This is a genomic window from Shewanella sp. UCD-KL12, assembly GCF_001957125.1.
GTDB lineage: Bacteria > Pseudomonadota > Gammaproteobacteria > Enterobacterales > Shewanellaceae > Shewanella.
Genome location: NZ_MPHJ01000006.1, coordinates 21,938 through 47,866, shown reverse-complemented (window position 1 = coordinate 47,866; position 25,929 = coordinate 21,938). Strand labels below are relative to the sequence as shown.

General features: G+C 44.8%; 22 protein-coding genes. 14 read left to right on the top strand and 8 right to left on the bottom strand.

Annotation, left to right across the window (positions count from 1 at the left end; translation table 11 throughout):
* Positions 1 to 52: 52 nt before the first annotated feature.
* On the bottom strand, positions 53 to 514 hold the full coding sequence (locus BM736_RS12485; RefSeq protein WP_076412630.1) for a GNAT family N-acetyltransferase: 462 nt from the start codon (positions 512 to 514) through the stop codon (positions 53 to 55).
* 328 nt (positions 515 to 842) lie between these two features.
* Between BM736_RS12485 and BM736_RS12480 the strand changes: the two genes are divergently transcribed.
* Positions 843 to 1,961, top strand: coding sequence for an efflux RND transporter periplasmic adaptor subunit (locus BM736_RS12480; protein ID WP_076412628.1), 1,119 nt, complete (start codon positions 843 to 845; stop codon positions 1,959 to 1,961).
* The gene (locus BM736_RS12475; RefSeq protein ID WP_076412626.1) at positions 1,961 to 5,068 is read left to right on the top strand and encodes a multidrug efflux RND transporter permease subunit; all 3,108 of its coding nucleotides are present in this window, start codon (positions 1,961 to 1,963) and stop codon (positions 5,066 to 5,068) included. Before BM736_RS12480 ends, BM736_RS12475 begins: the two co-directional genes overlap by 1 nt.
* A 50-nt stretch (positions 5,069 to 5,118) precedes the next feature.
* Here BM736_RS12475 and BM736_RS12470 read toward each other — a convergent pair whose 3' ends face one another.
* Positions 5,119 to 5,541, bottom strand: a complete 423-nt coding sequence (locus BM736_RS12470; RefSeq protein ID WP_218638762.1) for a heme-binding protein — start codon at positions 5,539 to 5,541, stop codon at positions 5,119 to 5,121.
* Between the two features lie 220 nt (positions 5,542 to 5,761).
* Between BM736_RS12470 and BM736_RS12465 the strand changes: the two genes are divergently transcribed.
* Positions 5,762 to 6,175, top strand: a complete 414-nt coding sequence (locus BM736_RS12465) for an MmcQ/YjbR family DNA-binding protein (protein WP_076412623.1) — start codon at positions 5,762 to 5,764, stop codon at positions 6,173 to 6,175.
* Between the two features lie 32 nt (positions 6,176 to 6,207).
* On the opposite strand, the gene BM736_RS12460 is transcribed toward BM736_RS12465, so the two are convergent.
* From BM736_RS12460 to BM736_RS12445, 4 genes are all read right to left on the bottom strand, one after another.
* A complete protein-coding gene (locus tag BM736_RS12460) occupies positions 6,208 to 7,098 on the bottom strand; it encodes an alpha/beta fold hydrolase (RefSeq protein ID WP_076412621.1) in 891 nt (296 codons plus the stop codon).
* Positions 7,099 to 7,283: 185 nt separating this feature from the next.
* A complete protein-coding gene (locus BM736_RS12455; protein WP_076412618.1) occupies positions 7,284 to 8,384 on the bottom strand; it encodes a metallophosphoesterase in 1,101 nt (366 codons plus the stop codon).
* A gap of 120 nt (positions 8,385 to 8,504) precedes the next feature.
* The gene (locus tag BM736_RS12450; protein ID WP_256717833.1) at positions 8,505 to 9,617 is read right to left on the bottom strand and encodes an acyltransferase; all 1,113 of its coding nucleotides are present in this window, start codon (positions 9,615 to 9,617) and stop codon (positions 8,505 to 8,507) included.
* Between the two features lie 306 nt (positions 9,618 to 9,923).
* Positions 9,924 to 12,509 (bottom strand): Ig-like domain-containing protein, encoded by a 2,586-nt coding sequence (locus tag BM736_RS12445; protein WP_076412616.1) that lies wholly within the window; start codon positions 12,507 to 12,509, stop codon positions 9,924 to 9,926.
* A 228-nt stretch (positions 12,510 to 12,737) separates the two neighbouring features.
* On the opposite strand from BM736_RS12445, the gene BM736_RS12440 reads away from it, so the two are divergent.
* Together BM736_RS12440 and BM736_RS12435 are read left to right on the top strand one after the other, a co-directional pair.
* Entirely contained in the window at positions 12,738 to 13,721 is a 984-nt protein-coding gene (locus BM736_RS12440; protein WP_076412613.1) for an MBL fold metallo-hydrolase, read from the top strand.
* A 577-nt stretch (positions 13,722 to 14,298) separates the two neighbouring features.
* Complete coding sequence (locus tag BM736_RS12435; protein ID WP_076412610.1) at positions 14,299 to 15,219, top strand: PD40 domain-containing protein; 921 nt, start codon at positions 14,299 to 14,301, stop codon at positions 15,217 to 15,219.
* A 330-nt stretch (positions 15,220 to 15,549) separates the two neighbouring features.
* On the opposite strand, the gene ettA is transcribed toward BM736_RS12435, so the two are convergent.
* Positions 15,550 to 17,214, bottom strand: coding sequence for an energy-dependent translational throttle protein EttA (gene ettA / locus BM736_RS12425; protein ID WP_076412605.1), 1,665 nt, complete (start codon positions 17,212 to 17,214; stop codon positions 15,550 to 15,552).
* A gap of 450 nt (positions 17,215 to 17,664) precedes the next feature.
* On the opposite strand from ettA, the gene glyA reads away from it, so the two are divergent.
* The 9 genes from glyA (at position 17,665) to BM736_RS12380 (ending at position 25,154) form a co-directional block, all read left to right on the top strand.
* Entirely contained in the window at positions 17,665 to 18,921 is a 1,257-nt protein-coding gene (glyA, locus tag BM736_RS12420; RefSeq protein ID WP_076412602.1) for a serine hydroxymethyltransferase, read from the top strand.
* A gap of 130 nt (positions 18,922 to 19,051) precedes the next feature.
* Entirely contained in the window at positions 19,052 to 19,501 is a 450-nt protein-coding gene (gene nrdR, locus BM736_RS12415; RefSeq protein WP_076412599.1) for a transcriptional regulator NrdR, read from the top strand.
* Between the two features lie 52 nt (positions 19,502 to 19,553).
* A complete protein-coding gene (ribD, locus tag BM736_RS12410) occupies positions 19,554 to 20,696 on the top strand; it encodes a bifunctional diaminohydroxyphosphoribosylaminopyrimidine deaminase/5-amino-6-(5-phosphoribosylamino)uracil reductase RibD (protein ID WP_076412597.1) in 1,143 nt (380 codons plus the stop codon).
* A gap of 3 nt (positions 20,697 to 20,699) precedes the next feature.
* On the top strand, positions 20,700 to 21,362 hold the full coding sequence (locus BM736_RS12405) for a riboflavin synthase (RefSeq protein WP_076412595.1): 663 nt from the start codon (positions 20,700 to 20,702) through the stop codon (positions 21,360 to 21,362).
* Between the two features lie 107 nt (positions 21,363 to 21,469).
* On the top strand, positions 21,470 to 22,573 hold the full coding sequence (ribBA, locus tag BM736_RS12400; RefSeq protein ID WP_076412592.1) for a bifunctional 3,4-dihydroxy-2-butanone-4-phosphate synthase/GTP cyclohydrolase II: 1,104 nt from the start codon (positions 21,470 to 21,472) through the stop codon (positions 22,571 to 22,573).
* 124 nt (positions 22,574 to 22,697) lie between these two features.
* The gene (ribE, locus tag BM736_RS12395) at positions 22,698 to 23,180 is read left to right on the top strand and encodes a 6,7-dimethyl-8-ribityllumazine synthase (protein WP_076412590.1); all 483 of its coding nucleotides are present in this window, start codon (positions 22,698 to 22,700) and stop codon (positions 23,178 to 23,180) included.
* 8 nt (positions 23,181 to 23,188) lie between these two features.
* Positions 23,189 to 23,593: a transcription antitermination factor NusB gene (gene nusB, locus BM736_RS12390; protein WP_076412588.1), complete on the top strand. Its 405-nt coding sequence runs from the start codon at positions 23,189 to 23,191 to the stop codon at positions 23,591 to 23,593.
* 107 nt (positions 23,594 to 23,700) lie between these two features.
* Positions 23,701 to 24,660, top strand: coding sequence for a thiamine-phosphate kinase (gene thiL, locus BM736_RS12385; protein ID WP_076412586.1), 960 nt, complete (start codon positions 23,701 to 23,703; stop codon positions 24,658 to 24,660).
* On the top strand, positions 24,660 to 25,154 hold the full coding sequence (locus tag BM736_RS12380; RefSeq protein ID WP_076412584.1) for a phosphatidylglycerophosphatase A: 495 nt from the start codon (positions 24,660 to 24,662) through the stop codon (positions 25,152 to 25,154). Before thiL ends, BM736_RS12380 begins: the two co-directional genes overlap by 1 nt.
* Here the strand turns inward: BM736_RS12380 and BM736_RS12375 are convergent.
* A complete protein-coding gene (locus BM736_RS12375) occupies positions 25,151 to 25,915 on the bottom strand; it encodes a TorF family putative porin (protein WP_076412582.1) in 765 nt (254 codons plus the stop codon). The genes BM736_RS12380 and BM736_RS12375 overlap by 4 nt on opposite strands.
* Between the last annotated feature and the right edge of the window lie 14 nt (positions 25,916 to 25,929).

The following is a 25,929-nucleotide window of genomic DNA, read 5'->3' as shown; positions in this document are numbered from 1 at the left end:
CTAGACTGTTAATCAAACTTTGTCAGCCAAGCTTTAATATCAACCAGAATAATTATAGTAATGCTTGTGGCATTTGATAGCCCATCATGACTAACTCCTTGCCTTGACTTGTATATTTTTCATAAAGCTGCTCGATATCATTCGGTGCTTGAGAGGTATTGTCAAAGCCATGCTGTTGGTAAAACTCAACTAGGTGTGGCAAAGCGAACAGATAGGTTTTTTCTGAGATTAGCTTATCTGAGACGGCGCTCATGAGTTGGTGACCCACTCCCTGACCTCTTTGTTCTGGTTGGACAAGCATTCCGAGTAATAGATCGAACTCACCAATGGGCCTAAGTCTCAGTCCTGCAATAATTTGATCTGCATGAATTGTTTGATCTGGGCTAAATGTCTCTGGGTGATTAATCAATAACGCGACCTGCTCTTTTTGACTGATACGCGCATACGGCATAAAACGCTTATAAAAGCGGAACACTGCTTTTCGCTGTTTCTTTTCAACCCATATTAGTTTCAATTTTTTTCTCTTCTTTAACTGTGTTTCTTCATGCTCAAGATTATTAAAGAACAGGTATCAAGATTCAAGTCATCGCGTACTCATAGTGTGCTCATAGCGAACTGAGTATTTTGTATCCTCTTGGTTGGTGAGTGTTGCCTAGGTTGGAGGTTTGTTTCTGTTCGGTTTTATCTGTGTTGCACATCAGTGTGTTGTAGCACTCTGTTACAAGATATCGCTCAATAATGACTAATCATTTGCGCTGCTTTACACTGCTTTACCCTACACAGGCTGCTTTTTCTTTAAAATAGCAAGCATTCTCCATGCTGGTAATATAAGAAATTCATCAATGAAAAAAAGTCTGCTATTGATCCCCCTGCTTGCTGTGATAGCTGTTGCTTCATTCAGTAGTTTTACTCAAGCGAAAAAGCCAGGCGACAAGTCGGACCGCGCACCTAGAGTGGTACCTGTGGTGACTGGCGTTGTCGATCAGCATCTGTTATCTCAAACTATCTCATTAATCGGTAAGCTTGAGGCTGATAAATCTGTTTATATCTCCCCAGAGGTTGCAGGGAAAGTTAAAGCCATCAAGGTGACGGCGAATCAAGAGATCAAAGCGGGTCAATTGTTAATTCAACTTGAAGATGCTAAAGCGCAGGCAAGCGTTTCTGAGGCGATTGCCTACCTAAATGATGAGAAGCGTAAGCTTAGAGAGTTCCTCAAGTTAATTGACCGTAATGCGATCACTCAAACTGAAATCGATGCCCAGAAAGCCAGTGTAGATATCGCAACAGCTAGGCTCGAACTCGTACAAGCCGATCTCGATTATCACTATATTAAAGCACCATTTTCAGGTACTGCTGGCTTATTAGATTTCAGCCGAGGTTCTATGGTCACTGCGGGCAGTGAACTATTCACCCTAGACGATCTTTCCTCAATGAGGGTCGATCTGCAGGTGCCTGAAAACTACCTGTCTATGTTGAGTGTTGGTATGGAGGTGACTGCCACAAATAGAGCTTGGCCGGATGATGTTTTTGTAGGGCATGTGGTAGCAATTGATCCCAGGATTAACCAAGAGACCTTAAACCTTAAGGTGCGAGTTAACTTTGATAACGATGAGCATAGCGCCGCCCATAAGTTAAAGCCGGGTATGATGATGTCTGCCAAGCTAAGTTTTCCTGCGGTATCAGAACCCGTTATTCCTGTTCAAGCTATTGAATACTCAGGTACTAAGCGATTTGTTTATGTGGTTGGTGAAGATGCACTTGCCCAGCGTACAGAGGTATTCCTAGGGGCGCGAATTCAGGATGAAGTGATGATCACATCCGGCCTGACAATTGGCGACCGAATCGTCGTGCAGGGCTTGGTGAATATGCGTGATGGCTTAAGAGTCGATGACCTTTCTGATGGTACTGATGCTAGAACTGCCAGTAAGCAGGAAAGTGACGATCAGGGAGACAGAATTTAATGCTTATTTCTGACGTGTCGGTAAAACGCCCGGTTGTTGCCATTGTTTTAAGCCTGCTGTTATGTGTATTTGGTGCGGTGTCTTTCTCTAAGTTAGCCGTACGTGAAATGCCAGATGTAGAAAACCCAGTTGTGACAGTAATGACCACCTATGAAGGTGCATCTGCAACAATTATGGAAAGTCAGATCACTACAGCGCTTGAGGATGAGCTCACTGGTATAAGCGGTATTGATGAGATCAGCTCAGTGACAAGAAACGGTATGTCACGTATTACTATCACCTTCGATCTCGATTGGGATTTAACCGAAGGGGTGAGTGATGTGCGTGATGCTGTTGCAAGAGCGCAGCGCCGTTTGCCTGATGAAGCCGACGATCCCATTGTTTCGAAAGATAATGGTTCGGGTGAGCCTTCGGTCTATATCAATCTGAGTTCGTCGGTCATGGATAGAACCCAGCTCACCGATTATGCTCAGCGTGTATTAGAAGACAGGTTTAGCCTGATCACCGGAGTGAGCTCGGTCAGTATCTCTGGCGGCTTATATAAAGTGATGTATGTGCAGCTCAAACCTGAGTTGATGGCGGGTCGCAATGTGACCACTGCCGATATAATCGCTAGCTTAAAAACTGAAAATGTTGAAACACCTGGCGGTGAAGTAAGAAACGATACCACTGTGATGACAGTGCGTACGGCCCGTCTTTATAACAATCCTGATGACTTTGATTACCTTGTCGTTCGCACCGCGAGTGACGGTACTCCGGTGTATTTAAAGGATGTTGCTTCGGTATTTATTGGCGCCGAGAATGAAAACTCGACCTTTAAGAGTGACGGTGTGCCAAACCTAAGTTTAGGTATCATTGCGCAATCTGATGCTAACCCACTTGAAGTGGCAAAGGCTGCACATATCGAAGTTGAGCGGATTCAACAATTTTTGCCAGAAGGTACGCAGCTGGTGGTGGACTATGACTCCACTGTTTTCATTGACCGTTCAATTACTGAGGTCTACAACACGTTATTTATCACAGGTGGTTTAGTGGTGCTGGTGTTGTACATCTTTATTGGTCAAGCAAGGGCGACACTTATCCCTGCTGTGACAGTACCTGTATCACTTATCTCTGCATTTATCGCGGCTAACTTTTTCGGCTTTTCGATTAACTTGCTGACTCTGATGGCGTTGATTCTCTCCATTGGTCTCGTGGTGGATGATGCCATCGTGGTGGTGGAAAATATCTTCCATCATATTGAGAAGGGAGAGCCACCTTTGTTGGCTGCCTATAAAGGTACCCGAGAAGTCGGTTTTGCAGTTGTCGCGACGACAGCTGTATTGGTAATGGTCTTCCTGCCAATCTCCTTTATGGAGGGTATGGTAGGGCGCTTATTTACTGAGTTTTCAGTTATGTTGGCGATGTCGGTGATCTTCTCATCGATTGTGGCCTTAACCTTAACGCCAGTATTGGGCAGCAAAATCCTCAAGGCTAACGTTAAGAAGAACCGATTTAACCTCTGGGTTGATAGCGGTTTTAGCAAGCTTGAGCGCGTTTATCGACTGACTGTCGCTAAGGCAATTCAATTTAGGTTTGCCGCACCAATCGTGATCATTTTATGTATCGCTGGCAGTGGTGTCTTGATGCAAAACGTGCCATCACAACTTGCCCCTCAAGAGGATAGAGGTGTGATATTTGCCTTCGTCAAAGGGGCAGAAGGTACCAGTTACAATCGTATGACAGCCAATATGGATATTGTAGAAGACAAGTTGATGCCACTGTTAGGTCAAGGCGTGATTAAATCTTTCAGTATTCAAGCCCCCGCATTTGGCGGTAGAGCTGGCGATCAGACAGGCTTTGTGATTATGCAGCTTGAAGATTGGGAAGATAGAGATATCAATGCCCAGCAGGCGCTTGGCATAGTGGCGAAAGCATTGCAGGGGATCCCTGATGTGATGGTTCGCCCTATGCTACCGGGCTTTAGAGGTCAGTCGAGTGAGCCTGTACAGTTTGTGATTGGAGGCTCAGATTATAAGGAGTTATTTAAGTGGGCAGAGATCCTTCAAGAGGAGTCTATCCATAGCCCAATACTTGAAGGCCCGGATCTTGACTATGCCGAGACAACGCCAGAGCTGGTTGTGAGCGTTGATAGACAACGTGCAGCTGAGCTTGGTATTAGTGTTGCTGAGGTCTCAGAAACGCTTGAGGTGATGCTAGGTGGGCGCAGTGAAACCACCTTTGTTGAACGCGGTGAAGAGTATGATGTTTATTTACGAGGTGATGAGAATAGCTTTAATAGCATGGCGGATTTGAGTCAAATCTATATGCGTTCAGGTAATGGTGAATTGATCACGTTGGACTCGATAACTCATATCGAAGAGGTGGCTTCGGCTCATAAACTCAGCCATAACAATAAACAGAAATCGATCACGCTAAAAGCCAACTTAGGGGAAGGGTATACTTTAGGTGAAGCATTAGATTTTCTCGATGCTAAAGCGATAGAGATCTTACCTAGCGATATCTCAGTGAGCTACACCGGTGAGTCGAAAGACTTTAAAGAGAACCAGAGTAGTGTTCTCATAGTATTTGGCTTAGCGCTGTTAGTGGCCTATCTGGTTTTAGCAGCTCAGTTTGAAAGCTTTATTAACCCTATGGTGGTTATGTTTACCGTACCTATGGGGGTCTTTGGCGGTTTCCTCGGGCTTTTCTTGACTGGACAAGGGCTGAATATCTATAGCCAGATAGGCATGATCATGCTCATTGGTATGGTGACTAAGAACGGTATCTTGATTGTTGAGTTTGCCAATCAACTTAGGGATAAAGGGCTTGAAATTGAGCAGGCGATTATTGATGCTTCGGCGCGTCGTTTACGTCCAATTTTGATGACAGCCTTTACAACCTTGATTGGCGCTGTACCTTTAATTATGTCAACCGGTGCAGGCTCTGAGAGTCGTATTGCCGTGGGTACTGTGGTGTTCTTTGGAATGGCATTTGCGACCTTTGTGACGTTATTGGTCATACCTGCAATGTATAGGCTGATTTCAGGCGCAACACACTCTCCTGGTTTTGTTGAGGCCCAGCTTAATGAGGCTATAGAGGCGCAGCAATCAACTTTAGCTAAGTAGAACCGATATCGGTAGCAAGTCATTCAATAATTGAATGACTTGCTAGTGACTTATTTAAAGTCGAAGGGCTGCCTCTGCAATAGAGTGGTCATTCTCAATCGTGCTGCCGGACTGCCGGATACACCAATTGCTCCTATACAATGCCTATCTGTATCCTGCTTACCAAGCGTGATGGGTAATCCTCCTGCAAAAGTGATCAAGCCTCCATTTGACGATTCAATGCCAAATAGAGGCTCCCCTAGTTGAGATCGCTGGCCTAACTCATAGGTTGGTTTTTGAAATAGGGCTGCGGTGTATGCTTTCTTTATGGCAATATCGATTGCGCCGAGTAGCACGCCATCCATTCGTTTAAAGGTGATGAGATGACCGCCTGTATCAAGGAGCGCTATGTTCACGGTTACATTGAGTGTGTGAGCTTGTGCTATGGCAAGTTTAATGATTGTTTCAGCTTGTGAAAGTGGTAGGGGATTCATAAGGTTATAGTCCGAAGTACTTGGCCACTTTAAAAGCGGTTTAAAAATAGCGCTAGCATATCTTTGGTTTTTCCATCTACACAGTGAAATTCATTGAGTTATGATTTACTGTCGGCACAAATGTAGTCGCGTTATCCTGGTGTACTTTTTTGGGGGGATTGGTAAAAAGTGAGCCTCCAATGCTAATCTAGCAACTTCAGTAATATGCCTAGGCTTGAAGATGGAATTTGAAACGGCTAAACAGTACTTATTAACTAAACCTCACACCTTGCTAGACTTTCCTTTTGGTGCCGATGTGTTTGTGTTTAAGGTCAAAGGAAAAATGTTCGCGACCTTATCAATAGGAAAAATGGGCAAAAAAGGTGGCGATAAGGATAGTGATAAGGATGAGCCCGTTTTAGAGCCGCACTGGTGGATGAACCTTAAGTGCGACCCAGATGAAGCCGCGATTTTACGTGATATCTTTCCGTCAGTGATCCCGGGTTACCATATGAATAAGACGCTGTGGAATACCATTATTCTCGATGGTTCAATCCCATCGGGTGAGATTGAGCGCATGATAGATAATTCGTTCCAGCTGGTGGTGGCTAAGATGACCAAGAAAGCGCAGGCCTCTATTTTACCATTTCTATGACAAATTGATTATAGAGTGATGAAGGTTATAGTTTATACCGATTGATATGAGAACCTTTCTAACCAATTTAGCGCGTGTGGCCATAACACCTTGGCTTTTTTGCTAAAAAACTTCATATGGCCAATCTCATCGAGTTGGTAATTTTCAGGTGATAGGGTGAGCGTTTCAGGTTTCAAGCGACTAAACACTGACTGCATATCTAAGACGTTTGCATCGATGGCGATATCATCATCTACGGCATTGACCCACATCGAAGGTATAGACAATGTATCATACTGGTGGCAGTGGACCGTTTTACCGAAAGCTTGTTTTACGTAACCTTCACCATTACACCACTCGCGCCATTGTTGACCTACAGCCTTAGGTAACGGCTCCCCCATACCTAGCCATTGAGACTGGGTATAACCGAAAAGGGTATTACACAGAGGTATGAAGAGATTCATAAAGAAATGTGCCTTGATAAAATATGGCATCTTCATATTTTTTAGTTGGCCAGATGAACTGGCAAAGTTGAAGATAGAGCTTAATTCCATGGCATTATGCATGAGCCCAACCAGCTGACCTCCTGCACTATGGCCAATCAGATGATATCGAGTGTCAGGAAAACTCGTCTTTAACTGCTCAAGCACGGCAGGCATATCTTTTTCTCCCCAGCATTGCAGGGAGGCATCACTTTTTTTGAGCTTGTCTTTTTTCGAGTTGCCAATCCCCCTATTATCAAAGGTGATAACGCCATAGTTATTTTCACACAGATAGGAAGCAAAATTAGCGTAAAACTGTTGTTTTATCCCTGTGGCAGGTCCGATCAACACGGCGCCTTTGATTGGCTGTTCTGGTGTACTGTGGGGCGTATAGATAGTTGCTGAAATTTCATATTGATCAGCGCAAATTATCGATGTTCCATGGCTGGTAAATGGCGGCATAATTATTTAAACAGTGGTAGAGTTTATAAATAAACTATTAGTGGTCTAACCAGTAGTCAAGGGTTATATAAGTAAATCAGAATCCTTATTTGATAATCAACCTGCGAGTTCGATAATGATGCTTGATTAACAGGAAGGTTTTTCCTGTTAATCACACCTTGGTCATTGGCCCATTTTTAATCGTTTTAGAGGCTTACTCGGCTACCATCATAAAGACCGCGGATTAGTGTGCCTTTGCTGCTTTCATCAGGGGTGATTAACAGCAACTCTCCTGACTCGCCATTTTTAATACTGGAATCGACAGCTAATACCTTGTTGTTAAACAGGCCTAGTACTTGAGTTTGTGATGTGTGGCCGACGACGATATGTTTCACATCGAAATAGGCAAGCACGCGGTCGATCTCGCTCTCGTGATAATCATCTTCAAAGTAGCCTCTGAACCAAGTGGGTCCATTGCCTAAAAACAGGAAGTTAAGCAGCTCATCACTTTTTATCTCCGGCTTGCTCTTATCAATATTGGCGCGGTATACCTGATTGGCCTTGTCTAAGGTGAGTTTTCGGTCGACCCATTCGCCGCTGATTCCGCCATGGAGAAACAGGCTGTCATTGATTTTTACTATGGTGTGCTTGCTACGTAGCCATTGGCCGATCTCGCTGCTGGAATCATACAGCTCATCGTAGCTACGATTTAGCAGTTTTTCTGCAACCTGATAGCGCTCATTCACATACCTTAAGTCACCGCGCATCACCATCTGCTCATGGTTACCCATTAGCAGATGTAGCTTACCGCCAGCATCTTGCGCCTGTTTATCTAATTTATACATAAACCAGAGGACTTCGTTAACTTGATGGCCACGGTCGAACATATCGCCTGTCATCACCATATGGCCATTGCCAAAGGCCCAGTTGTTATCTTTATCGATAATCTTCTGGTTTTTAAGCAGAGTGATGAGTACATCATATTGACCATGGATATCACTGAGCGCGACAATTTTACTTACGCCTGTATAGGTGTGGTCGCTGATGTTTTTCGCTGTAGGGTTAAGCACTGGCTCAGGTAACTGGCCACAGTTATTGGGGCGAGTGAGCTGTTTGTCAGTTACAGGGGTGGTTAATAGTGCGCCAGCACAGACCCAATAAGCCTGCGCCTTTGTTTGATGTTTTGCTTTATCAAACAGGTAGGGACCATCAAAGGTGGTGCTAGCATTTGATTCGCTTGCTAAGACGCTCGGCTGTAGGCCGCTAAGCAGTAGAGCAAGCACAGCGATAGGTAGGATTATTTTCAATTGAAGCTCACTTTTATTTTAGTTCTTGTTTTAGATATCGATTAGTTTTGGTTTCAGTACTGGTTTTAGCTCAGACTGTAATTTTTGTTTCGTTATGGCGTTAGTGTGTTGTCTTTGCACCTACCAGCCGATGAGATAGCGGCTGCGTTTACTCAGTATTTTCTTAATGATCACGGCAATAAAGTATGAGATCCCCACTATGGCTAAGGTGACTAAAAGCGTGGTGAGAATATTCCCTTGTCCCTGCAGGTTAAACAGATCTGGGCTGTCGTAGAGCATCCACCAGGGCGTTGTGATCCAAGGGTGGATAAAGTAGATGGCAAAGCTGACTTCGGCCAACTTTTGCAATGGCTTGATACTGATATGCTCAAACTTATTGAGAATAGCCAGCAGTACTAGAGTCAGTAGTATTTTTTGTGGCAGCATCAGATCGGGAGCCGTGAGTTCAAAGGCCGATTTATTTAAGGTTCCAGCCCCAAAGAAGTAGGCTTGTCCCACGGCTAAGCCGATGGCAGCAATGAGCATCGCTATCCAATACTTTTCGATAAATGGGAATAAGCTGTCTCTGTGCTCTGAGCTCCAGACGCCAAAGAGATACACAGGCAGAAAGTAGAACAGGGACTGAATCGCGTTAAGGTTTGATTCCGGTCTGTGGATCAACATGGCGATGATAAAGAGGGGAATGGAATAGTGGATAAGGTGCTGCTTTTTAAGCAGGTGCATGACCCAAGGAGATAGCGCGAACAGCATCATCCCCATTGGGATATACCAATAGGCGGTCAAGGTTCTCCCGGTGATGACATACCAACTGGCTACCTCCACAGGATTCGTCAGTGAGGTATAGTTAAGGTGCATGAGCGGATCGGTTCCTGCCGTGATATGCCAGACTATCCATGGGAGTGACAGCAACAAGTAGGGCAGAAAAACAAATTTGGTCTTATTTTTCATGTATTTCTTATAATCTAAGCGATGAGAGAATACATGGTGAAATAGAAAGCCTGAGATAAACACAAAGAAGACGGTGCCGTTCATCATCAAGTTAAACCAAGCTTTGTCGGCTAACGTCTCTACCTGCCAGCCAGCAGGCCTGTAACAGTGGGCCATCACGATAAAAATAATAGCGATACCACGGAAGTGGTTGATGCTATTTAAAAACGCTTTTTTAGCAGGGGGAGACAGCCTTTCTTGCTTCGCCGCATTTTGATTATTTTCTGTGGTAACGTCTTGATTCACACTGCATCCCTTTCATATTTACTGCTCGGCAACATACTAGCACTATCTTTAACAGTGCATCTATGGCCGACATATAAAGAGAGATAAAATAGAGATAAAAACGAGGTTGTTGATTGAGTTTTAGGCGGTGGGTTTTCTCTTATCTGTAAAGGTTTTAATGGTCTTAGTTTCTCATCATGGTTAATGTGTTCTTATTCATAGCTACCTAATGACTAGTCGAATTCGATTAGAAAACGCCCTATGAAAGTGAATGCATAGGGCGTTATTAATGTACGTAGATATGAGCGAGTTAATCAGGTTTTAACTCTAATTCTCAGCATTCATGGCATCAATCTTATCGCCAATCGGTCCTGAGAAGTTATACCCATCAAACTTATCCCAGTTAATTGACCACGTCATCACTCCGCCAAAGTTGGGGAAGTGTTGGCTCGGCACGACACTGCTACAGGCCACACCTTTAGTGATACAGTCGAGTGCATCTATGATGTTTTGCGTCGGCGCTTGCCCTGAGTTGGCTGAAGCCGGGCCTGAAGGCAAGCCAATGGCCACTTGATCGTCCCGTAATGGTAAGAATTGAGAGCCATCAGCCAGCTCGAAGCCTTCAACTAACATCTTCACCGAAGCGACCATCATATCAACAGAGCCTTCAGGTGCAGCGCCACTGGTGTATGGATTCGACAGACCACCATTGTTATACAGCTGCACGTGAAGCAGATCTAACGTATCCCTTAACTCATTAATCAGCGGGATATAAGCTCCCCAGATCCCAGAGTAAGCGATCATGCCACCTTGAACATAAGGGTGCTCAGGTGCCATGGTGAGATACATATCACCGCCCATGTTGACCTCTATCTGCTTTAGGGCTCTTGGTAATCTAGCTTGGATCTGCGAGCCATGAAGCAAGTTAGAGCCACTCTCTAAGTCGATATCTAACCCGTCAAAGCCCCACTCGGCAATGATATCGGTGAGACTAGAGATAAAGTTGGCTTCATCTGAGTCGGTATTAAGGGTGATTGTGCCCTCTGCGCCGCCCAGTGATAATACGATTATCTTGCCCTGTGCCTGAAGCGCGGCAATATCTTGCTTAAATTCATCGGCATCAAGTGCGGGACAAGTTGAGTGAATATCACCACTGTACAAGTTAAAGTGCACTGTACCATTGGAGTTTCTATCGTTATCGGCAAAGGCGATATCGATAACATCCCATTTCGATGAGATCTCTTTTAGCGGCATAGGGCAGCCCGCAGGGTTAACAAAATCATGCCAATAGCCAATCAACTTATGTTTCTGTCCAACAGGAGCATTAACAACCTTAATGCTGATTGCTGAACTGGTGACACTGTTACCTTGGGCATCGGTTGCTTTTGCTGAGATGCTGTAGTTGCCAATTGCGCCCGGTGTCCAGCTTGCCAAGTAGGGTGAGCTAGTATCTGTGGACAGAGGCGCGCCATTCACTAAAAACTCCACTTGGGTTATTTCGGCGACAACCGATGAGGCGTTAGCACTAAAATTAACGGATTTGCCTAAGGTCACAGTACCATTAGCGTTGGTGGCGCTGATGCTGGCGACAATTGGCTCGTTGCTAACCGTAACAAGTAAGGTCTTCTCACTCGTATTTGATTCATTGTCGGTAGCGACAGCTTTGAGTTGCATCTCGCCTGAGCCTGTTGCTGTCCAGCTTGCAGAGTACGGGGCCGTAGTATCAACGCCAAGGCTAACACCTGCAGCAAAGAACGCTACCTGAGTCACGCTGCCATCACTATCTGTGGCATCAGCTGTTATGTCGATGGTGCTATCTGCAAGGACCACGGCATTGGCCGCAGGAGAGGTGATACTGAGCGTTGGTACAATGGCGCAGACGCCGAGATCGCTCCATGCATCACTCCAGTGATCCCCAACACCTGGCTCGTAGGCCCATGCGGCATTTGAAGAACACCATCCTGCGACATCACAACGATATTTATGATTAATATTTTCCACTTCATTGCCGTTTTGATAGCTAGTACCTGCAACAAAAGCCGGTACGCCAGCACAGCCACCACCGGCTTGACCACCACTTACATTGACCTGAACTTCTGAGCTAAAGCTGGTGGCGCCATCATTATCTGTTGCTTTAACTTTAAAGCGATGAAGCCCTTCAATTGCAGTCCAGCTATGCTCAAAGGGTGCATTAGCGAGCGTGACAAGCAATACATCATCCAGATAAAAATCTACTTGAGTGATGGCGCCATCGCTATCTGATGCCTCTGCACGCAATAGAGTATCAAGGCCTGCAGTGAGTTGTGATTGGGCTGTTGGACTCAGTAAAACAGCAGTCGGCGGTGTATTCCCATTGGCCGCATTCACGCTGACAGTCACACTCGCAGTTGAGCTAGCGCCTTTATCATCGGTTGCTAATGCTTGGATCTCATGGTTGCCTGATATCGCCGTCCAGTTGTGGCTATAGGGGGCTTGATTATCACTGCCTATACTCACGCCATCGACGAGATACTCGACACTGGCAATAGAGCCGTCACTGTCACTTGCATTAACACTGATGACAACGTTGTCATTTTCAGTGGAAGAAGCATTGTCTAAAGGTGAGGCGACAGATACCTGAGGAGGGAGATTTGAGACTCCTCCATCACACGGGCCCACTGCGCTCCACTCCTCATAGGGACCGGAGCGAGTGACAGGATCATTGCCTCTTGTCCACCAGTTGGCGCTGTAGGCGATATCAAGGTGTTGAACTTGGGCGCCACCGTTATAGGCTTGATTGGAGTCCCAAATAGCTAAGTTTGTGCAATCTACTGCTTGGCTAATTCCTGGAAATAACAGGCTAGACGCGATAAGACTGCGGTAAAGAAGGGGTTTAAGGCGCAAAACGCCCAAGGGGGTTGTGTGTGTGTTCATAATGCATTCCTGATGTTGTTGTTATTTTCATCACGAAATGTAGCCAAAGGCCAACTGCCATGTCGTATGCGTTACTCTTATGCCAGTCCATTGAATTTTTATTAAAGTCATAGGGTAAGATGACTTTCTAATTGAGTCTTTCCTTAACTCTTAATTCAACTTAAAGTGTTTTAGGGATAAAAGTAAAGTGACTAATGGGCTATTGGTTTAAATAATTAAGGAAGATAAATGAATAAATGTGCAACTGTGCTGCTGATCTTTATCAGCTGCATTTTCCAGCCATTGGCGGCTCAAGCTAAGGATTTAGCGCAAGAAGCTGTTATTGAATCCAGTCCGTTTAAAGCAAGCTCGTTAACAGTCACGACATTATCGACCATGCTTGCCAGTCGTGGCATAGGTGAATGGGGTTATGCCGCTCTCATCGAAGTCGATGGTAAGAAGATATTGTTTGATACTGGCAACCGGCCAGAAACCGTGCTTCAAAATGCCAAAGAGTTAGAGATTGATCTGTCCGATGTCGAAGATGTCATTTTAAGCCATAACCATGGGGATCATACTGGCGGGCTTATTTCACTGAGAGAAACCTTACGTAAACAAAACCCAAAGGCCTTAAGCCGCATTCATGTTGGTAAAGGCATCTTCAGTGAGCGAGCCAACAGTAACAATAGTATTTGGCAGACTCGTGATGCGCTTATTGCTTTAGGTAGTGAGTTTATCGTGTATGAAGAGCCGACTCAGATATTTCCAGGTGTCTGGTTAACAGGGCAAGTTCCTCGGATTCATCCAGAGAAAAACTGGGGCGGAAATGGAAAGCTGGTCATGGCATCAGGCTTAGTTGAGGATAATATTCCAGAAGATCTTTCACTGGTGATAGATACCGATGAAGGTTTTGTTCTGGTATCTGGCTGCGGCCATGCGGGGATCATCAATACCATGGAACATATCACCGCTAACATTCATCCAGGTAAAATCAAGACAGCGATAGGTGGTTTTCATCTGGTGTTTGCCTCCGATGAGCATTTAGCTTGGACCGCAAATAAGCTGCAAGGATTCGGGCTAGAGCAGATGATTGGCGGCCACTGTACCGGTATCGATGCCCTCTATACTTTACGCGGCCATCTTCACTCAGATAGAAAGCATATGGTCGTAGGGTCTGTGGGTGATGAGTTCACCTTAAAAGGGGGCATAAAGGCTGGGTTTATTGCCCATTAGTCGAGTGTTTGAAGGCCAAAGCGCTTACCTTAAAATGAAGGCTGATTACATTTATCGTTGATTCAACCGTCATTCCGGCAGAGATTTTGAGCCGGAATCCAGCTGTTATTGGGGAGTATGTTTGAAGGTTGTGTTTCAATGTCGCCTAACGTTTGTCGGCGGGCATATGCGCTCTTTTTTTGAGAAAGTTCTTCGAAACGCCGCAAGCACTTCTGGCCTCCTAGGATGGAAGGAATGCCAAATTTTTTATGGAGCATATTCGGCATAATTTAGAAGCTCGCAGCCACAGCTGTACTTGGTAGTTAATAAAAAGGTTGCTGGGGTTATTACTGGCTTAAACTTCTAAGCTTTAAGTTTATAAATCATGGCTTTAAACCAATAAAATGGGCATACAACCTCTTGATGGTGATCGTTGTGGAAAAAATCATCTATTAAGCCATAAGGGCATCAGGCATTCTGAAGCGGGTTTGCTTACATTTGTTCTCTGGTTAAATAACATTTATGCATGCTATTAATAGAGCGCGACCTCAATATGGACGTTAAATAATTCGTTGGTTTCAAATTAAGGGATAAAATTATGAAGCGTGTTAGCACTGCAATTGTTCTGATATTTTCTGCTCTAGTGGTGAGCAGCACGAGTTATAGCCAAGATGATATTTCTATCCCAAATGGTCCTTATCTAGGTCAAACACCACCAGGAGCAATACCTGAAATTTTCGCGCCCGGAATCGTTAATAAAGAGGGTTCTACTGACCTTGAAGGCATGTTCGGTTCGGACATGAATACCTTTTACTTTGTGAGGGAAGCGGAAGAGTATGCCGGCGTAGTTAAAGTGGGGGAGTTTAAAGGAGATGAAGAGTCTTATGGGCTGGCAGTGATTGAATATAAAAATAATCAATGGCAGCAATCGGTTGTTGCAAAAGCAGCGAGCGAGCCCTCTATCTCTCCCGATGGAAACACCATTTTGTTCAAGACTGGATATATAGAACGCACAAGTGACGGTTGGTCAGAGATGAAAAGCCTTGGTGAGCCGTTTGCTAGTATCAGTATTATGCGCTCTGCTATCGCCTCAAGCGGAACCATCTATTTTGATACCTATACTAAAGAGTTAGATACGCCTCTGCGCTACTCTCGTTTGGTTGACGGCAAATATGAGACGCCGAAATCACTGGGCCCACAGTTTGGCATTGGCAGATATAATGCCCATCCCTACATTGCGCCAGATGAAAGTTATATTGTTTTTGATAGCGTAAGAGATGCAGGGCTGGGCTCATCTGACCTCTACATCAGCTTTCGGGAAGCTGATGGTTGGGGGCCTGCGATCAATTTGGGCGACAAGATAAATACTCAAGCCTCAGAAAAAAATCCAAGTGTGTCACCCGATGGCAAATTTATCTTCTTTGATCGCCGGATAAAACGCGGAAACTCAGATGTGACTATCTACTGGGTAGATGCCCAGATCATTGAGACGCTGCGCCCCAAATTGCAAACCATATAACAAGCTGTTTCAGGGGCAAGACTAACTAGGTTCCCATTGCCCGCTGATTAACACGTAACATTGGCAATGAATAAATGGGGACCGCTTAGGAGCAGAGTAGACTCTATTCTGGGCAATTAATCTTGCTGTTATCAAGTTTCTCACTCCACGGGCAGGCGTTTGATAACAATACTGTATTGGTGAATTCAATGCTGCCAAATACCAAACCAGCCCAATGAACCCAATTAAATGGATATTTATCTAACTTGTTACCAGGCAAGTAAACAATCCCCCTTTGGTTAAAAACAAAAAAGCCACCCAAAAGGGTGGCTAGTTATGCTGAGCGACGAATTAGCTCATACGCTTGTACTTAAGACGATGTGGTTCAACCACATCAGTACCATAGGTATCTTTCAGCCAAGTCGAGTACTCAGTGTAGTTACCCTCATAAAAGTTCACCTGACCTTCATCACGGTAATCTAAGATGTGCGTCGCGATTCTATCGAGGAACCAGCGATCGTGCGAGATGACCATAGCACAGCCTGGGAACTCAAGCAGCGCTTCTTCAAGTGCACGTAATGTTTCAACATCTAAGTCGTTGGTTGGTTCATCGAGAAGCAGTACGTTACCGCCCGCTTGCAATAGCTTAGCTAAGTGAACTCGGTTTCGCTCACCGCCCGATAGGGTGCCGATGATCTTCTGCTGATCGCCGCCGCGGAAGTTAAAGCGTCCAACGTAAGCACGGCTTGGGATCTCTGTGTTGTTGATACGCATGATATCAAGCCCACCTGAGATCTCCTGCCAAACAGTGTTCTTATCGTTCATTGAATCACGGAACTGCTCAACTGAAGCGATTTGAACCGACTCACCTAGCTCAACTGTACCGCTATCTGGCTGCTCAGCACCTGAAATCATCTTAAACAGGGTTGATTTACCCGCACCGTTGGCACCGATGATACCCACGATAGCCCCTTTAGGAACTTTAAAGCTAAGGTTATCGATAAGTACGCGATCGCCATATGACTTGGTCAGGTTGTTAACTTCAATGACCTTATCACCTAGACGAGGCCCTGGCGGAATGAACAGCTCATTGGTTTCATTACGCTTCTGGTAATCATTGGTATTAAGCTCTTCAAAGCGAGCCATACGTGCTTTACCTTTAGACTGACGGCCTTTAGCACCTTGGCGTACCCACTCAAGCTCTTTGGCGATTGTCTTTTGACGGGCGCTTTCAGTGGCTGATTCTTGTTGCAGTCGAGCATCTTTCTGCTCAAGCCAAGAGGAGTAGTTACCTTCCCATGGGATACCTTCACCACGGTCAAGTTCTAAGATCCAACCTGCTGCATTATCAAGGAAGTATCTATCGTGGGTGATCGCCACGACTGTACCTGTGTAATCTTGCAAGAAGCGTTCAAGCCAGGCAACAGATTCAGCATCCAAGTGGTTGGTAGGCTCATCGAGCAGTAACATGTCAGGCTTTTCAAGCAGCAGGCGACAGATGGCCACACGGCGACGCTCACCACCGGATAAGACTTCAATTCTTTCGTCCCAATCAGGTAGGCGTAGCGCATTCGCTGCACGCTCAAGAATGTTATCTAGATTATGGGCATCTTGTGAAGCAATAATGGCCTCTAATTGGCCTTGCTCTTTTGCCAGCGCATCGAAATCAGCATCAGGCTCAGCATACAATGCATAGACCTCATCTAAACGAGTCAGTGCATTTTTGGCTTCAGAAACCGCTTCTTCAATGGCTTCACGTACAGTTTGTGATTCATCAAGTTTTGGCTCTTGTGGCAGGTAACCAATCTTAAGGTCCTGCATTGGGCGTGCTTCACCCTCAATTTCGGTATCGATACCCGCCATGATGCGAAGTAGGGTTGATTTACCTGAGCCGTTAAGGCCTAAGACACCGATTTTTGCGCCAGGGAAAAAACTTAAGGAGATATCTTTAAGGATCTGCTTTTTCGGAGGGACGATTTTGCCCACTCGCAGCATGCTATATACAAACTGAGCCATGATGAATTCACTTATTGACTAAAGAGTAGCGTAATTCTACGTGAATCTTTGCTGAACTTAAATCGGTTATTGGGGCTTAAGATTAACTCATTAAAGATAAGCGTACTGATAGACTTTGATTGCGCTTTGATTTGATGGGTAAGTGACTTTTTAAAGGACATCGCCACTGGCTACGAAAGGCTGGCGGAATTAACTATGGTAGAAATTGAAACACTGTTTTCGCTGGAATTGGATGTAAGGCATTCGAAAATAAACGTTTAACTTGATATTGAAAATAATTGGATAAAAACAAACACTCATGACACCTGTCGAAATAAATATTTTTAATACATGAATAATCCTCATGGCAAAAAGCAAGTAATTTCATGCTGTAAATGCTGGGATTGTGATCAATAGCAGAGTAGAATACCGCGCAACCCTACCTATAAGAATTTACAGCTGGAGTTACCAATGCTGAAAAAAGATATGAATATCGCGGACTTCGATCCACAACTGTTTCAAGCGATTGAAGATGAAACTCGCCGTCAGGAAGAGCATATCGAACTTATCGCTTCAGAGAACTACACCAGTCCACGTGTTCTTGAAGCTCAAGGTTCTCAGCTAACTAACAAGTATGCTGAAGGTTACCCTGGTAAGCGCTACTATGGTGGTTGTGAGCATGTTGATATTGCAGAAGAACTTGCAATTTCACGCGCTAAAGAGCTGTTCGGTGCGACTTACGCGAACGTGCAGCCACACTCAGGTTCTCAAGCAAACTCTGCTGTATTTATGGCATTGCTTGAAGGCGGAGATACTGTATTAGGCATGAGCCTAGCTCATGGCGGTCACTTGACCCACGGTTCTCACGTTAGTTTTTCTGGTAAATTATACAATGCTGTTCAATATGGTATTGACGAAACTACGGGTAAGATCGATTACGCCGAAGTTGAACGTCTTGCTGTTGAGCATAAGCCAAAGATGATCATTGCTGGTTTCAGTGCATATTCTGGCATCATCGATTGGGGCAAGTTCCGTGAAATCGCTGACAAAATCGGCGCTTATCTGTTTGTCGATATGGCACACGTTGCTGGTCTTGTTGCTGCAGGTATCTACCCGAACCCACTACCACATGCTCATGTTGTGACTACAACTACGCATAAGACATTAGCTGGCCCACGTGGCGGTTTGATTCTTTCTGCTATTGATGATGAAGCTATCTACAAGAAGCTTAACTCTGCAGTATTCCCTGGTGGTCAAGGTGGTCCTTTGATGCATGTTATCGCTGCTAAAGCGGTTGCATTTAAAGAAGCATTAGAGCCAGAGTTTACAGCATACCAAGAGCAAGTTGTTGTTAACGCTCAGGCTATGGCTAAAACATTCATCGAACGTGGTTATGATGTTGTGTCTGGTGGTACTGATAATCACCTATTCTTGCTTGATCTAATCAGCAAAGATATGACTGGTAAAGACGCTGATGCTGCACTTGGTCTTGCTAACATTACAGTTAACAAGAACTCAGTACCGAATGATCCACGTTCACCGTTCGTGACTTCTGGTCTGCGTATTGGTTCTCCTGCAATCACTCGCCGTGGCTTCAAAGAGGAGCAGTCGGTTGAGCTGACTAACTGGATGTGTGATGTTCTAGATGATATCTCTAACGAAGGTACCATCGAGCGTGTTAAGCACCAAGTGCTAGAATTGTGCGCTAAGTTCCCAGTTTACGCATAAGCTAATGGTTAACCTTTAGGGTTAATTCAGGTAAACTTTAATGGCCGCTATTTAGCGGCCATTTTATTTTCAGTTAGGGTGTAGAGTATATACACTAACTCATCTCATTTTTGTTTTCCTTGGAGGCTCGATGCATTGCCCATTCTGTAGCGCAACAGATACGAAGGTGATTGATTCTCGTCTGGTGGCTGATGGTCATCAGGTCCGACGCCGTAGAGAGTGTGTTGAATGCCATGAACGGTTCACGACCTTTGAAGGTGCTGAGCTGGTCATGCCACGTGTTGTAAAGCAAGACGGTAGCCGCCAACCATTCGATGAAGAGAAGCTTCGTGGTGGTATGTTAAGAGCTGTTGAAAAACGCCCAGTATCGATGGATCAGATTGAACAGTCATTGACTAAGATTAAGTCAACACTGCGTGGTACCGGTGAGCGTGAGATAAACTCTGAGATGATAGGTAACCTGATGATGGATCAGTTGATCAATCTAGATAAAGTTGCCTATATCCGCTTTGCTTCAGTTTATCGTGCTTTTGAAGATGTCTCTGAATTTGGTGATGCAATCGCTAAGTTACAGAAGTAATTTTCGTTATTCATAATAACTATTTTTTCGTCATGATTTTGGTCTATTAATTATGTGGTCAACAGAAGATACTGAGTTGATGAGCCGCGCTATCCAATTAGCGCGCAAAGGCCTTTACACTACACGCCCAAATCCTTGTGTGGGCTGCGTCATTACGCTCAATGGCCAAGTTATTGGTGAGGGATACCATATTCAAGCTGGTGGCCCCCATGCCGAAGTTCATGCCTTGGCGATGGCGAGAAAGAGTCTCAGTGAGCAAAGTGGCCTTAAAGGGGCAACGGCTTACGTTACCTTAGAACCCTGTAGCCACTACGGACGAACACCACCATGTGCAGAAGCCTTAATTAATCATGGTGTATCTCGCGTGGTTGTTGCTGTTGAAGACCCTAATCCGCAGGTATCTGGCCGTGGCATAAAAATGCTCAGAGATGCTGGTATAGAGGTCGATGTCGGCTTGCTCAGTGACGAGGCTGCATCAGTCAATTCTGGTTTTATGAAGCGTATGCGCTCGGGATTACCTTGGGTGACTGTTAAGCTCGCCGCAAGCCTTGATGGCAAAACGGCACTGCAAAATGGTGTATCTAAGTGGATAACAGGCCCTGAATCAAGGCGCGATGTCCAACGCCTTCGTGCGCGTCACTGTGCATTAGTCACAGGTATTGAAACCGTTTTAGCTGATGATCCTTCATTAAATGTCCGTCATGGTGAGCTCGGAGGAGCTGCTGAGTCACTCGACGAGTCTATGGTTATTCAACCTTTGCGCGTCATCTTAGATTCTCGAGCTAGGCTAACGAATGCTGGTAAACTATTTAGTATCGATAGCCCTATTCTTTTAGTTTCATGCTGTGACTATCCAGAAGATGAGCGAGCAAACTGGCCCGGACATGTTAGTCAGATTACGCTTGGCTGTGATAATAAGGGGCGAGTGTCGCTTTCGGCACTGTTTGAGCATTTAGGTAAAAGTTGTAATTCAGTGCTTGTTGAAGCGGGTGCAACACTCGCAGGAAGCGTCATTGCAGAGCAGCATGCCGATGAGTTAGTGCTCTATCAGGCAATGAAAATATTAGGTTCAGCTGGTCGAAATTTGATTTCACTGCCCAGCTATGAGGCGATGGAAGATGTTCCATCCATTACATTAATTGATGAACGTAAACTGGGTGCAGATACCCGTTTGACGTTAAAGATAGGATCATAGCGCATGTTTACTGGGATCATTGAGTCAGTCGGTACATTAAGAAAAATAGAGCGTTTAGGTGAAGATATTCGTCTTAATGTGGCAAGTGATAAACTTGATCTATCAGATGTCCGTTTAGGCGACAGTATCGCCACTAATGGCGTTTGTCTCACTGTGGTTGAGTGTTTAAGTGACGGTTACGTGGCCGATATATCAGCTGAAACAGTTGGTTTAACAGGTTTTGCTAACTATCAAGTCGGCACTAAAGTCAATCTTGAGAAAGCGGTAACACCGACGACACGTCTTGGTGGGCATATGGTAAGTGGCCATGTGGATGGTGTTGCCAGCGTTGATGATAGGCAGCTTCGCGGTAAGGCGATTGAGTTTTGGCTCAGTGCGCCAGCTGCGTTGGCCCGCTATATCGCGCATAAGGGGTCTATCACCATAGATGGCGTGAGCCTGACAGTGAATGAAGTCCAAGATAACCGCTTTAGACTAACAATCGTTCCCCATACCGCTGGTGAAACGACACTTGTTGACCTAAAAGCAGGTGATAGCGTCAACATTGAGGTTGACCTGATTGCACGTCACTTGGAGCGATTAATGACCTACGCAGATAAAGATTCTCAGCAACCAGAGTCCAATGTGACGATGGATCTGTTAGCTCGCTCAGGTTTTTTACGTTAGTGACTAGCAAAATCTGTAAATAGAAGATTAAATAATTAATAAAATATCAGTTTAAGGTTAATTCGCCTGAACTCGATACTCGAAACTATAAAATTTAAGGCCTTACAATGTCGTTACACAGTATAGAAGAGATCATCGAAGATATTCGTCTTGGTAAAATGGTTATCTTGATGGACGATGAAGATCGTGAAAATGAAGGTGACTTGATCATGGCAGCAGACATGGTCACGCCAGAAGCCGTTAATTTTATGGCTACTTTCGGTCGTGGTTTAATTTGTCAAACCTTGACTCGAGCGCGTTGTCAGCAGCTTAACCTGCCGTTAATGGTGACGAATAACAATGCTCAGTTCTCTACCAACTTTACCGTTTCGATTGAAGCTGCTGAAGGTGTGACAACAGGGATCTCTGCTCAAGATAGAGCGGTTACTGTTAAAGCTGCAGTAGGAAAAGATGCTAAGCCAAGTGATATCGTTCAGCCTGGCCATATTTTCCCTTTGATGGCGCAAGAGGGTGGCGTACTTATACGTGCAGGACACACTGAAGCTGGCTGTGATCTAGCAAGGCTTGCTGGCTTTGAACCATCATCTGTTATTGTTGAGATATTAAATGATGATGGCACCATGGCTCGTCGTCCTGATCTTGAAATTTTTGCCGAGAAGCATGGTTTAAAGATGGGCACCATCGCCGATCTTATCGAGTATCGAAATACTAAAGAGACCAGTGTCGTACGTGAAGCTCAGTGCAAGCTCCCGACTCGTTTTGGCGAGTTTGACATGATCACTTTCAGAGATACAGTTGATAATCAGCTTCATCATGTTTTGATTAAGGGTGAGATTAAAGAAGATCTGCTTGTACGTGTACACCTGCAGAACACCTTTAATGACCTGCTTCATTCTGAGCGCGATCAGCAACGTAGCTGGCCTCTTGAGAAGGCGATGCAACGTATTGCTGATGAAGGCGGCGTCTTAGTGTTACTGGGAAATGAAGAGCACAACAGTGATATTTTGGCGAAAGTGAAAGCCTTTGAACTTGAAGATAGTGGCCAAGCGCCAACGCCTGCTAAGTGGCAGGGTACGTCTCGTCAGGTGGGAGTCGGCTCTCAGATCCTTGCAGATGTAGGAGTAACGAAAATGCGCTTATTAAGCTCACCAAAGCGTTACCACTCTCTTTCTGGTTTTGGTTTAGAAGTCACTGATTATATAGCTGAATAGACTAGGTTCTATTCAAATTTTAAAAATTCTTATAATTTGCATGGCGATCAACGAGTGGGGCTGTGATATCATACCGCCTCTTCCGAGCCCGTGCTGGTAAAATCCGCTAATTTAGGTAAGATAAATGAACATAGTTCAAGGTAATATCGAGTCGAAAAACGCCAAGGTTGCTATCGTAGTATCACGCTTCAACAGTTTTGTTGTTGAAAGCTTACTCGACGGTGCGGTTGATACACTTAAACGCTTTGGTCAAGTCGCTGATGAGAATATCACAGTCGTACGTGTACCAGGAGCGGTAGAGCTACCTATAGCTGCACGTCGTGTTGCTGCTAGTGGTAAGTTTGATGGAATAATTGCACTCGGTGCTGTTATTCGTGGTGGAACACCACATTTTGAATTTGTTGCAGGTGAATGTAACAAGGGACTTGCTCAAATCGCACTTGAGTTTGACCTTCCTGTTTCATTCGGTGTATTAACAACAGATACCATTGAGCAAGCTATTGAACGCTCAGGTACTAAAGCGGGTAACAAGGGTGGCGAAGCTGCACTTGGTCTGCTTGAGACTGTTAATGTACTGCAAGAACTAGAACAGCAGTTGCAAGATTAGGAACAAAGATGAAGCCTTCAGAGCGCCGCAAGGCCCGCCGTTTAGCCGTACAAGCCATCTATTCTTGGCAGTTAAGCGGAAACAATGTTGCCGATGTGGAGCATGAGTTTCTCACAGAGCAAAAAATCGATGGTATTGATGTCGCCTACTTCCGTGAGTTACTCACAGGAACGACAACTAAATTAGCTCAACTTGATGAGTTAATTACTCCACATGTGGAGCGTCCATTTGATGAAGTCTCACCGATTGAGAAAGCCGTTTTAAGAATGGCTGCCTATGAGCTAACTTTCCGTAAGGACGTACCATATAAAGTCGCTATCAACGAAGCGATTGAACTTGCAAAGACTTTTGGTGCAGAAGATGGCCATAAGTTTGTAAATGGTATTCTCGACAAGATTGTTGGTCGTAAGTAATACTAAAACGGCATCTTAGGATGCCGTTTTTTTTGCCTACGTTTAGTAAAAGCTTATAGAGCAAGCCTCTTTATCTTTACTTCATTGATCACAGGTAGAATTTCCCCTTGAAAGAATTTCAGATAATAGAACATTTCTTTAATAGTAGAAGCCAGAATCGTCGTGATGTTGAACTCGGTATTGGTGACGACTGCGCTTTAGTTCAGCCCGCAATAAACAAATCGATAGCAATCTCTTGTGATACCTTAGTTGAGGGCGTTCACTTTTACCCTGATATTCCCCCTCAAGCTTTAGGCTATAAATCATTAGCTGTTAACCTTTCAGATCTGGCCTCTATGGGCGCAGAACCCGCTTGGATGACACTAGCACTTACTTTGCCAGATGTTGATGAAGCTTGGTTGAAGGAGTTCAGTAAAGGTTTCTTTGATGCTGCCCAATACTATGGTGTTGCACTGATTGGTGGGGATACTACCAGAGGGCCCCGTTCAATCACTGTTACCATCAATGGGCAGGTTCCGACAGGCAAAGCATTGACTCGAGGCGGTGCTCAAAACGGTGATTGGCTCTATGTGACTGGAACGCTTGGAGACTCATCTTTAGGGTTAGATTTGATTCGAGGTAAACGTACTGTTGACGCTGAGTATCACGAATACTTGATCAATAGGCATTATTATCCAAGTCCTAGAGTGCTAGCTGGACAATCTCTTAGAACATTAGCATCGGCTGCCATAGATTTGTCTGATGGGCTCGCTTCTGATATTAAGCATCTACTTAAGCAATCTGAAGTCGGCGCCATGATCGATGTTGGCCAACTGCCTCTTTCTGCGGCTTTGAAAGATTCAGTTACTCATGATGAAGCGTTGAGCTATGCACTGTCAGGTGGCGAAGATTATGAGTTACTTTTTGCAGTACCTGAAGCACAGAAAGGTGCTTTAGAAACTGCCTTAGCACATGCCGGTGTTCAGTTTACCCAGATTGGGCAGATCACACCGGGTGATAAATTGAGATTGAAACGCAACGGAGAGCAATTTAATCTGACAAATATAGGTTTTGAACACTTCTCCTGATGAAATTACTTTCTAAAGATAAAGCCCTGATGGCGCTTTCACTAAAAAATCCCATTCACTTTCTTGCACTGGGATTTGGCTCAGGTTTAGCGGCAAAAGCCCCAGGTACTTTTGGTACTCTGGCGGCTATTCCGCTCTACCTTCTAATGGCTCCGCTCAGCCTGCCTTGGTACCTTGCGCTTACATTATTGAGTGTGTTGGCCGGTTTTTATATCTGTGATAAAGCGGCAAAAGATATGGGCGTGCATGATCACGGTGCAATTGTCTGGGATGAAGTGGCTGGTTTATTGATCACTATGATTGCCGCCCCAGCTGGTTGGCTTTGGTTAGTCGTAGGCTTCGCGCTATTTCGTTTCTTCGATATTATAAAGCCTTGGCCAATTCGCTGGTTAGATGCCAAAGTGAAAGGGGGTTTTGGCATCATGATTGATGATGTACTTGCTGGTATATTCTCGCTAATCTGTTTACAAGTTTTGGCTTTCTATTTTGCTTAAAATACCCAAGTCGCTTTTGCAAAAAAGGTAGGGTCGGCAATATGACCGAATAGCTCTTGTCCGGCCTTGTCTGTCCCATTATAAGTCAAGCAAGCAGTTACCGGCCCGATAGGGTAACTTAGGCCCAAGTTGTAATAGACATAATCATCTCCTAGCGCATCTTTAGTATCCCACCAACCTAGTTGAGTATCTAAGCTAAGGCCTGAGTCCCATAGTGCTAAAGACTTGTTGTATTCAAGCCTGTAAGCTTTATCGACACTTAAATCACCTAAGATATCGTTTAGTGTATGGCTAAATGAGAACTGGCCATATGGGGTGTGTAGGTCAAACATGAGTTCGGTAAAATCTAACTCAATGCCTTTATCAGTACCGTGAATGAGGTATTGATATAGGGTCACTGACAGGTAGATATCTTCATTAAATATATGTCGGTAACCGAGGTAAACATCGGTTTCTAAATTTTCACCTGCCTCATAAGGGCTATCATCGTCGATAAAATTGAATGTCGAGATGAAGGTCCCTAAGTAGAAGCCATTGCCTATGTCATACCCCGCTAATACTTGTACGGCAGGATCGGTCTGAGTAAGCGATACCCCATATGCTCTATGGTCTGTGGTGACTGTTGCATAACCAAAATAACTCGCATCAGCTTGGCTAGGGAAGGGGAGCAGGGCTGAAGTAAAAATAAAAGGTATGAGGTAGAGAGGTATTTTACAATGAGGGTTAATTACACGCTTCCATGTGTTCTGTCGATAAATCATATCCCTTGCCTTAT

Excerpts from the sequence above, each read along its gene's own strand:
- BM736_RS12480 (WP_076412628.1), top strand. The coding sequence starts at position 843 with ATGAAAAAAAGTCTGCTATTGATCCCCCTGCTTGCTGTGATAGCTGTT.
- BM736_RS12475 (WP_076412626.1), top strand. The coding sequence starts at position 1,961 with ATGCTTATTTCTGACGTGTCGGTAAAACGCCCGGTTGTTGCCATTGTT.
- BM736_RS12470 (WP_218638762.1), bottom strand. The coding sequence starts at position 5,541 with ATGAATCCCCTACCACTTTCACAAGCTGAAACAATCATTAAACTTGCC.
- BM736_RS12465 (WP_076412623.1), top strand. The coding sequence starts at position 5,762 with ATGGAATTTGAAACGGCTAAACAGTACTTATTAACTAAACCTCACACC.
- BM736_RS12460 (WP_076412621.1), bottom strand. The coding sequence starts at position 7,098 with ATGCCGCCATTTACCAGCCATGGAACATCGATAATTTGCGCTGATCAA.
- BM736_RS12445 (WP_076412616.1), bottom strand. The coding sequence starts at position 12,509 with ATGAACACACACACAACCCCCTTGGGCGTTTTGCGCCTTAAACCCCTT.
- BM736_RS12440 (WP_076412613.1), top strand. The coding sequence starts at position 12,738 with ATGAATAAATGTGCAACTGTGCTGCTGATCTTTATCAGCTGCATTTTC.
- BM736_RS12435 (WP_076412610.1), top strand. The coding sequence starts at position 14,299 with ATGAAGCGTGTTAGCACTGCAATTGTTCTGATATTTTCTGCTCTAGTG.
- ettA (WP_076412605.1), bottom strand. The coding sequence starts at position 17,214 with ATGGCTCAGTTTGTATATAGCATGCTGCGAGTGGGCAAAATCGTCCCT.
- glyA (WP_076412602.1), top strand. The coding sequence starts at position 17,665 with ATGCTGAAAAAAGATATGAATATCGCGGACTTCGATCCACAACTGTTT.
- nrdR (WP_076412599.1), top strand. The coding sequence starts at position 19,052 with ATGCATTGCCCATTCTGTAGCGCAACAGATACGAAGGTGATTGATTCT.
- ribD (WP_076412597.1), top strand. The coding sequence starts at position 19,554 with ATGTGGTCAACAGAAGATACTGAGTTGATGAGCCGCGCTATCCAATTA.
- BM736_RS12405 (WP_076412595.1), top strand. The coding sequence starts at position 20,700 with ATGTTTACTGGGATCATTGAGTCAGTCGGTACATTAAGAAAAATAGAG.
- ribBA (WP_076412592.1), top strand. The coding sequence starts at position 21,470 with ATGTCGTTACACAGTATAGAAGAGATCATCGAAGATATTCGTCTTGGT.
- ribE (WP_076412590.1), top strand. The coding sequence starts at position 22,698 with ATGAACATAGTTCAAGGTAATATCGAGTCGAAAAACGCCAAGGTTGCT.
- nusB (WP_076412588.1), top strand. The coding sequence starts at position 23,189 with ATGAAGCCTTCAGAGCGCCGCAAGGCCCGCCGTTTAGCCGTACAAGCC.
- BM736_RS12380 (WP_076412584.1), top strand. The coding sequence starts at position 24,660 with ATGAAATTACTTTCTAAAGATAAAGCCCTGATGGCGCTTTCACTAAAA.
- BM736_RS12375 (WP_076412582.1), bottom strand. The coding sequence starts at position 25,915 with ATGATTTATCGACAGAACACATGGAAGCGTGTAATTAACCCTCATTGT.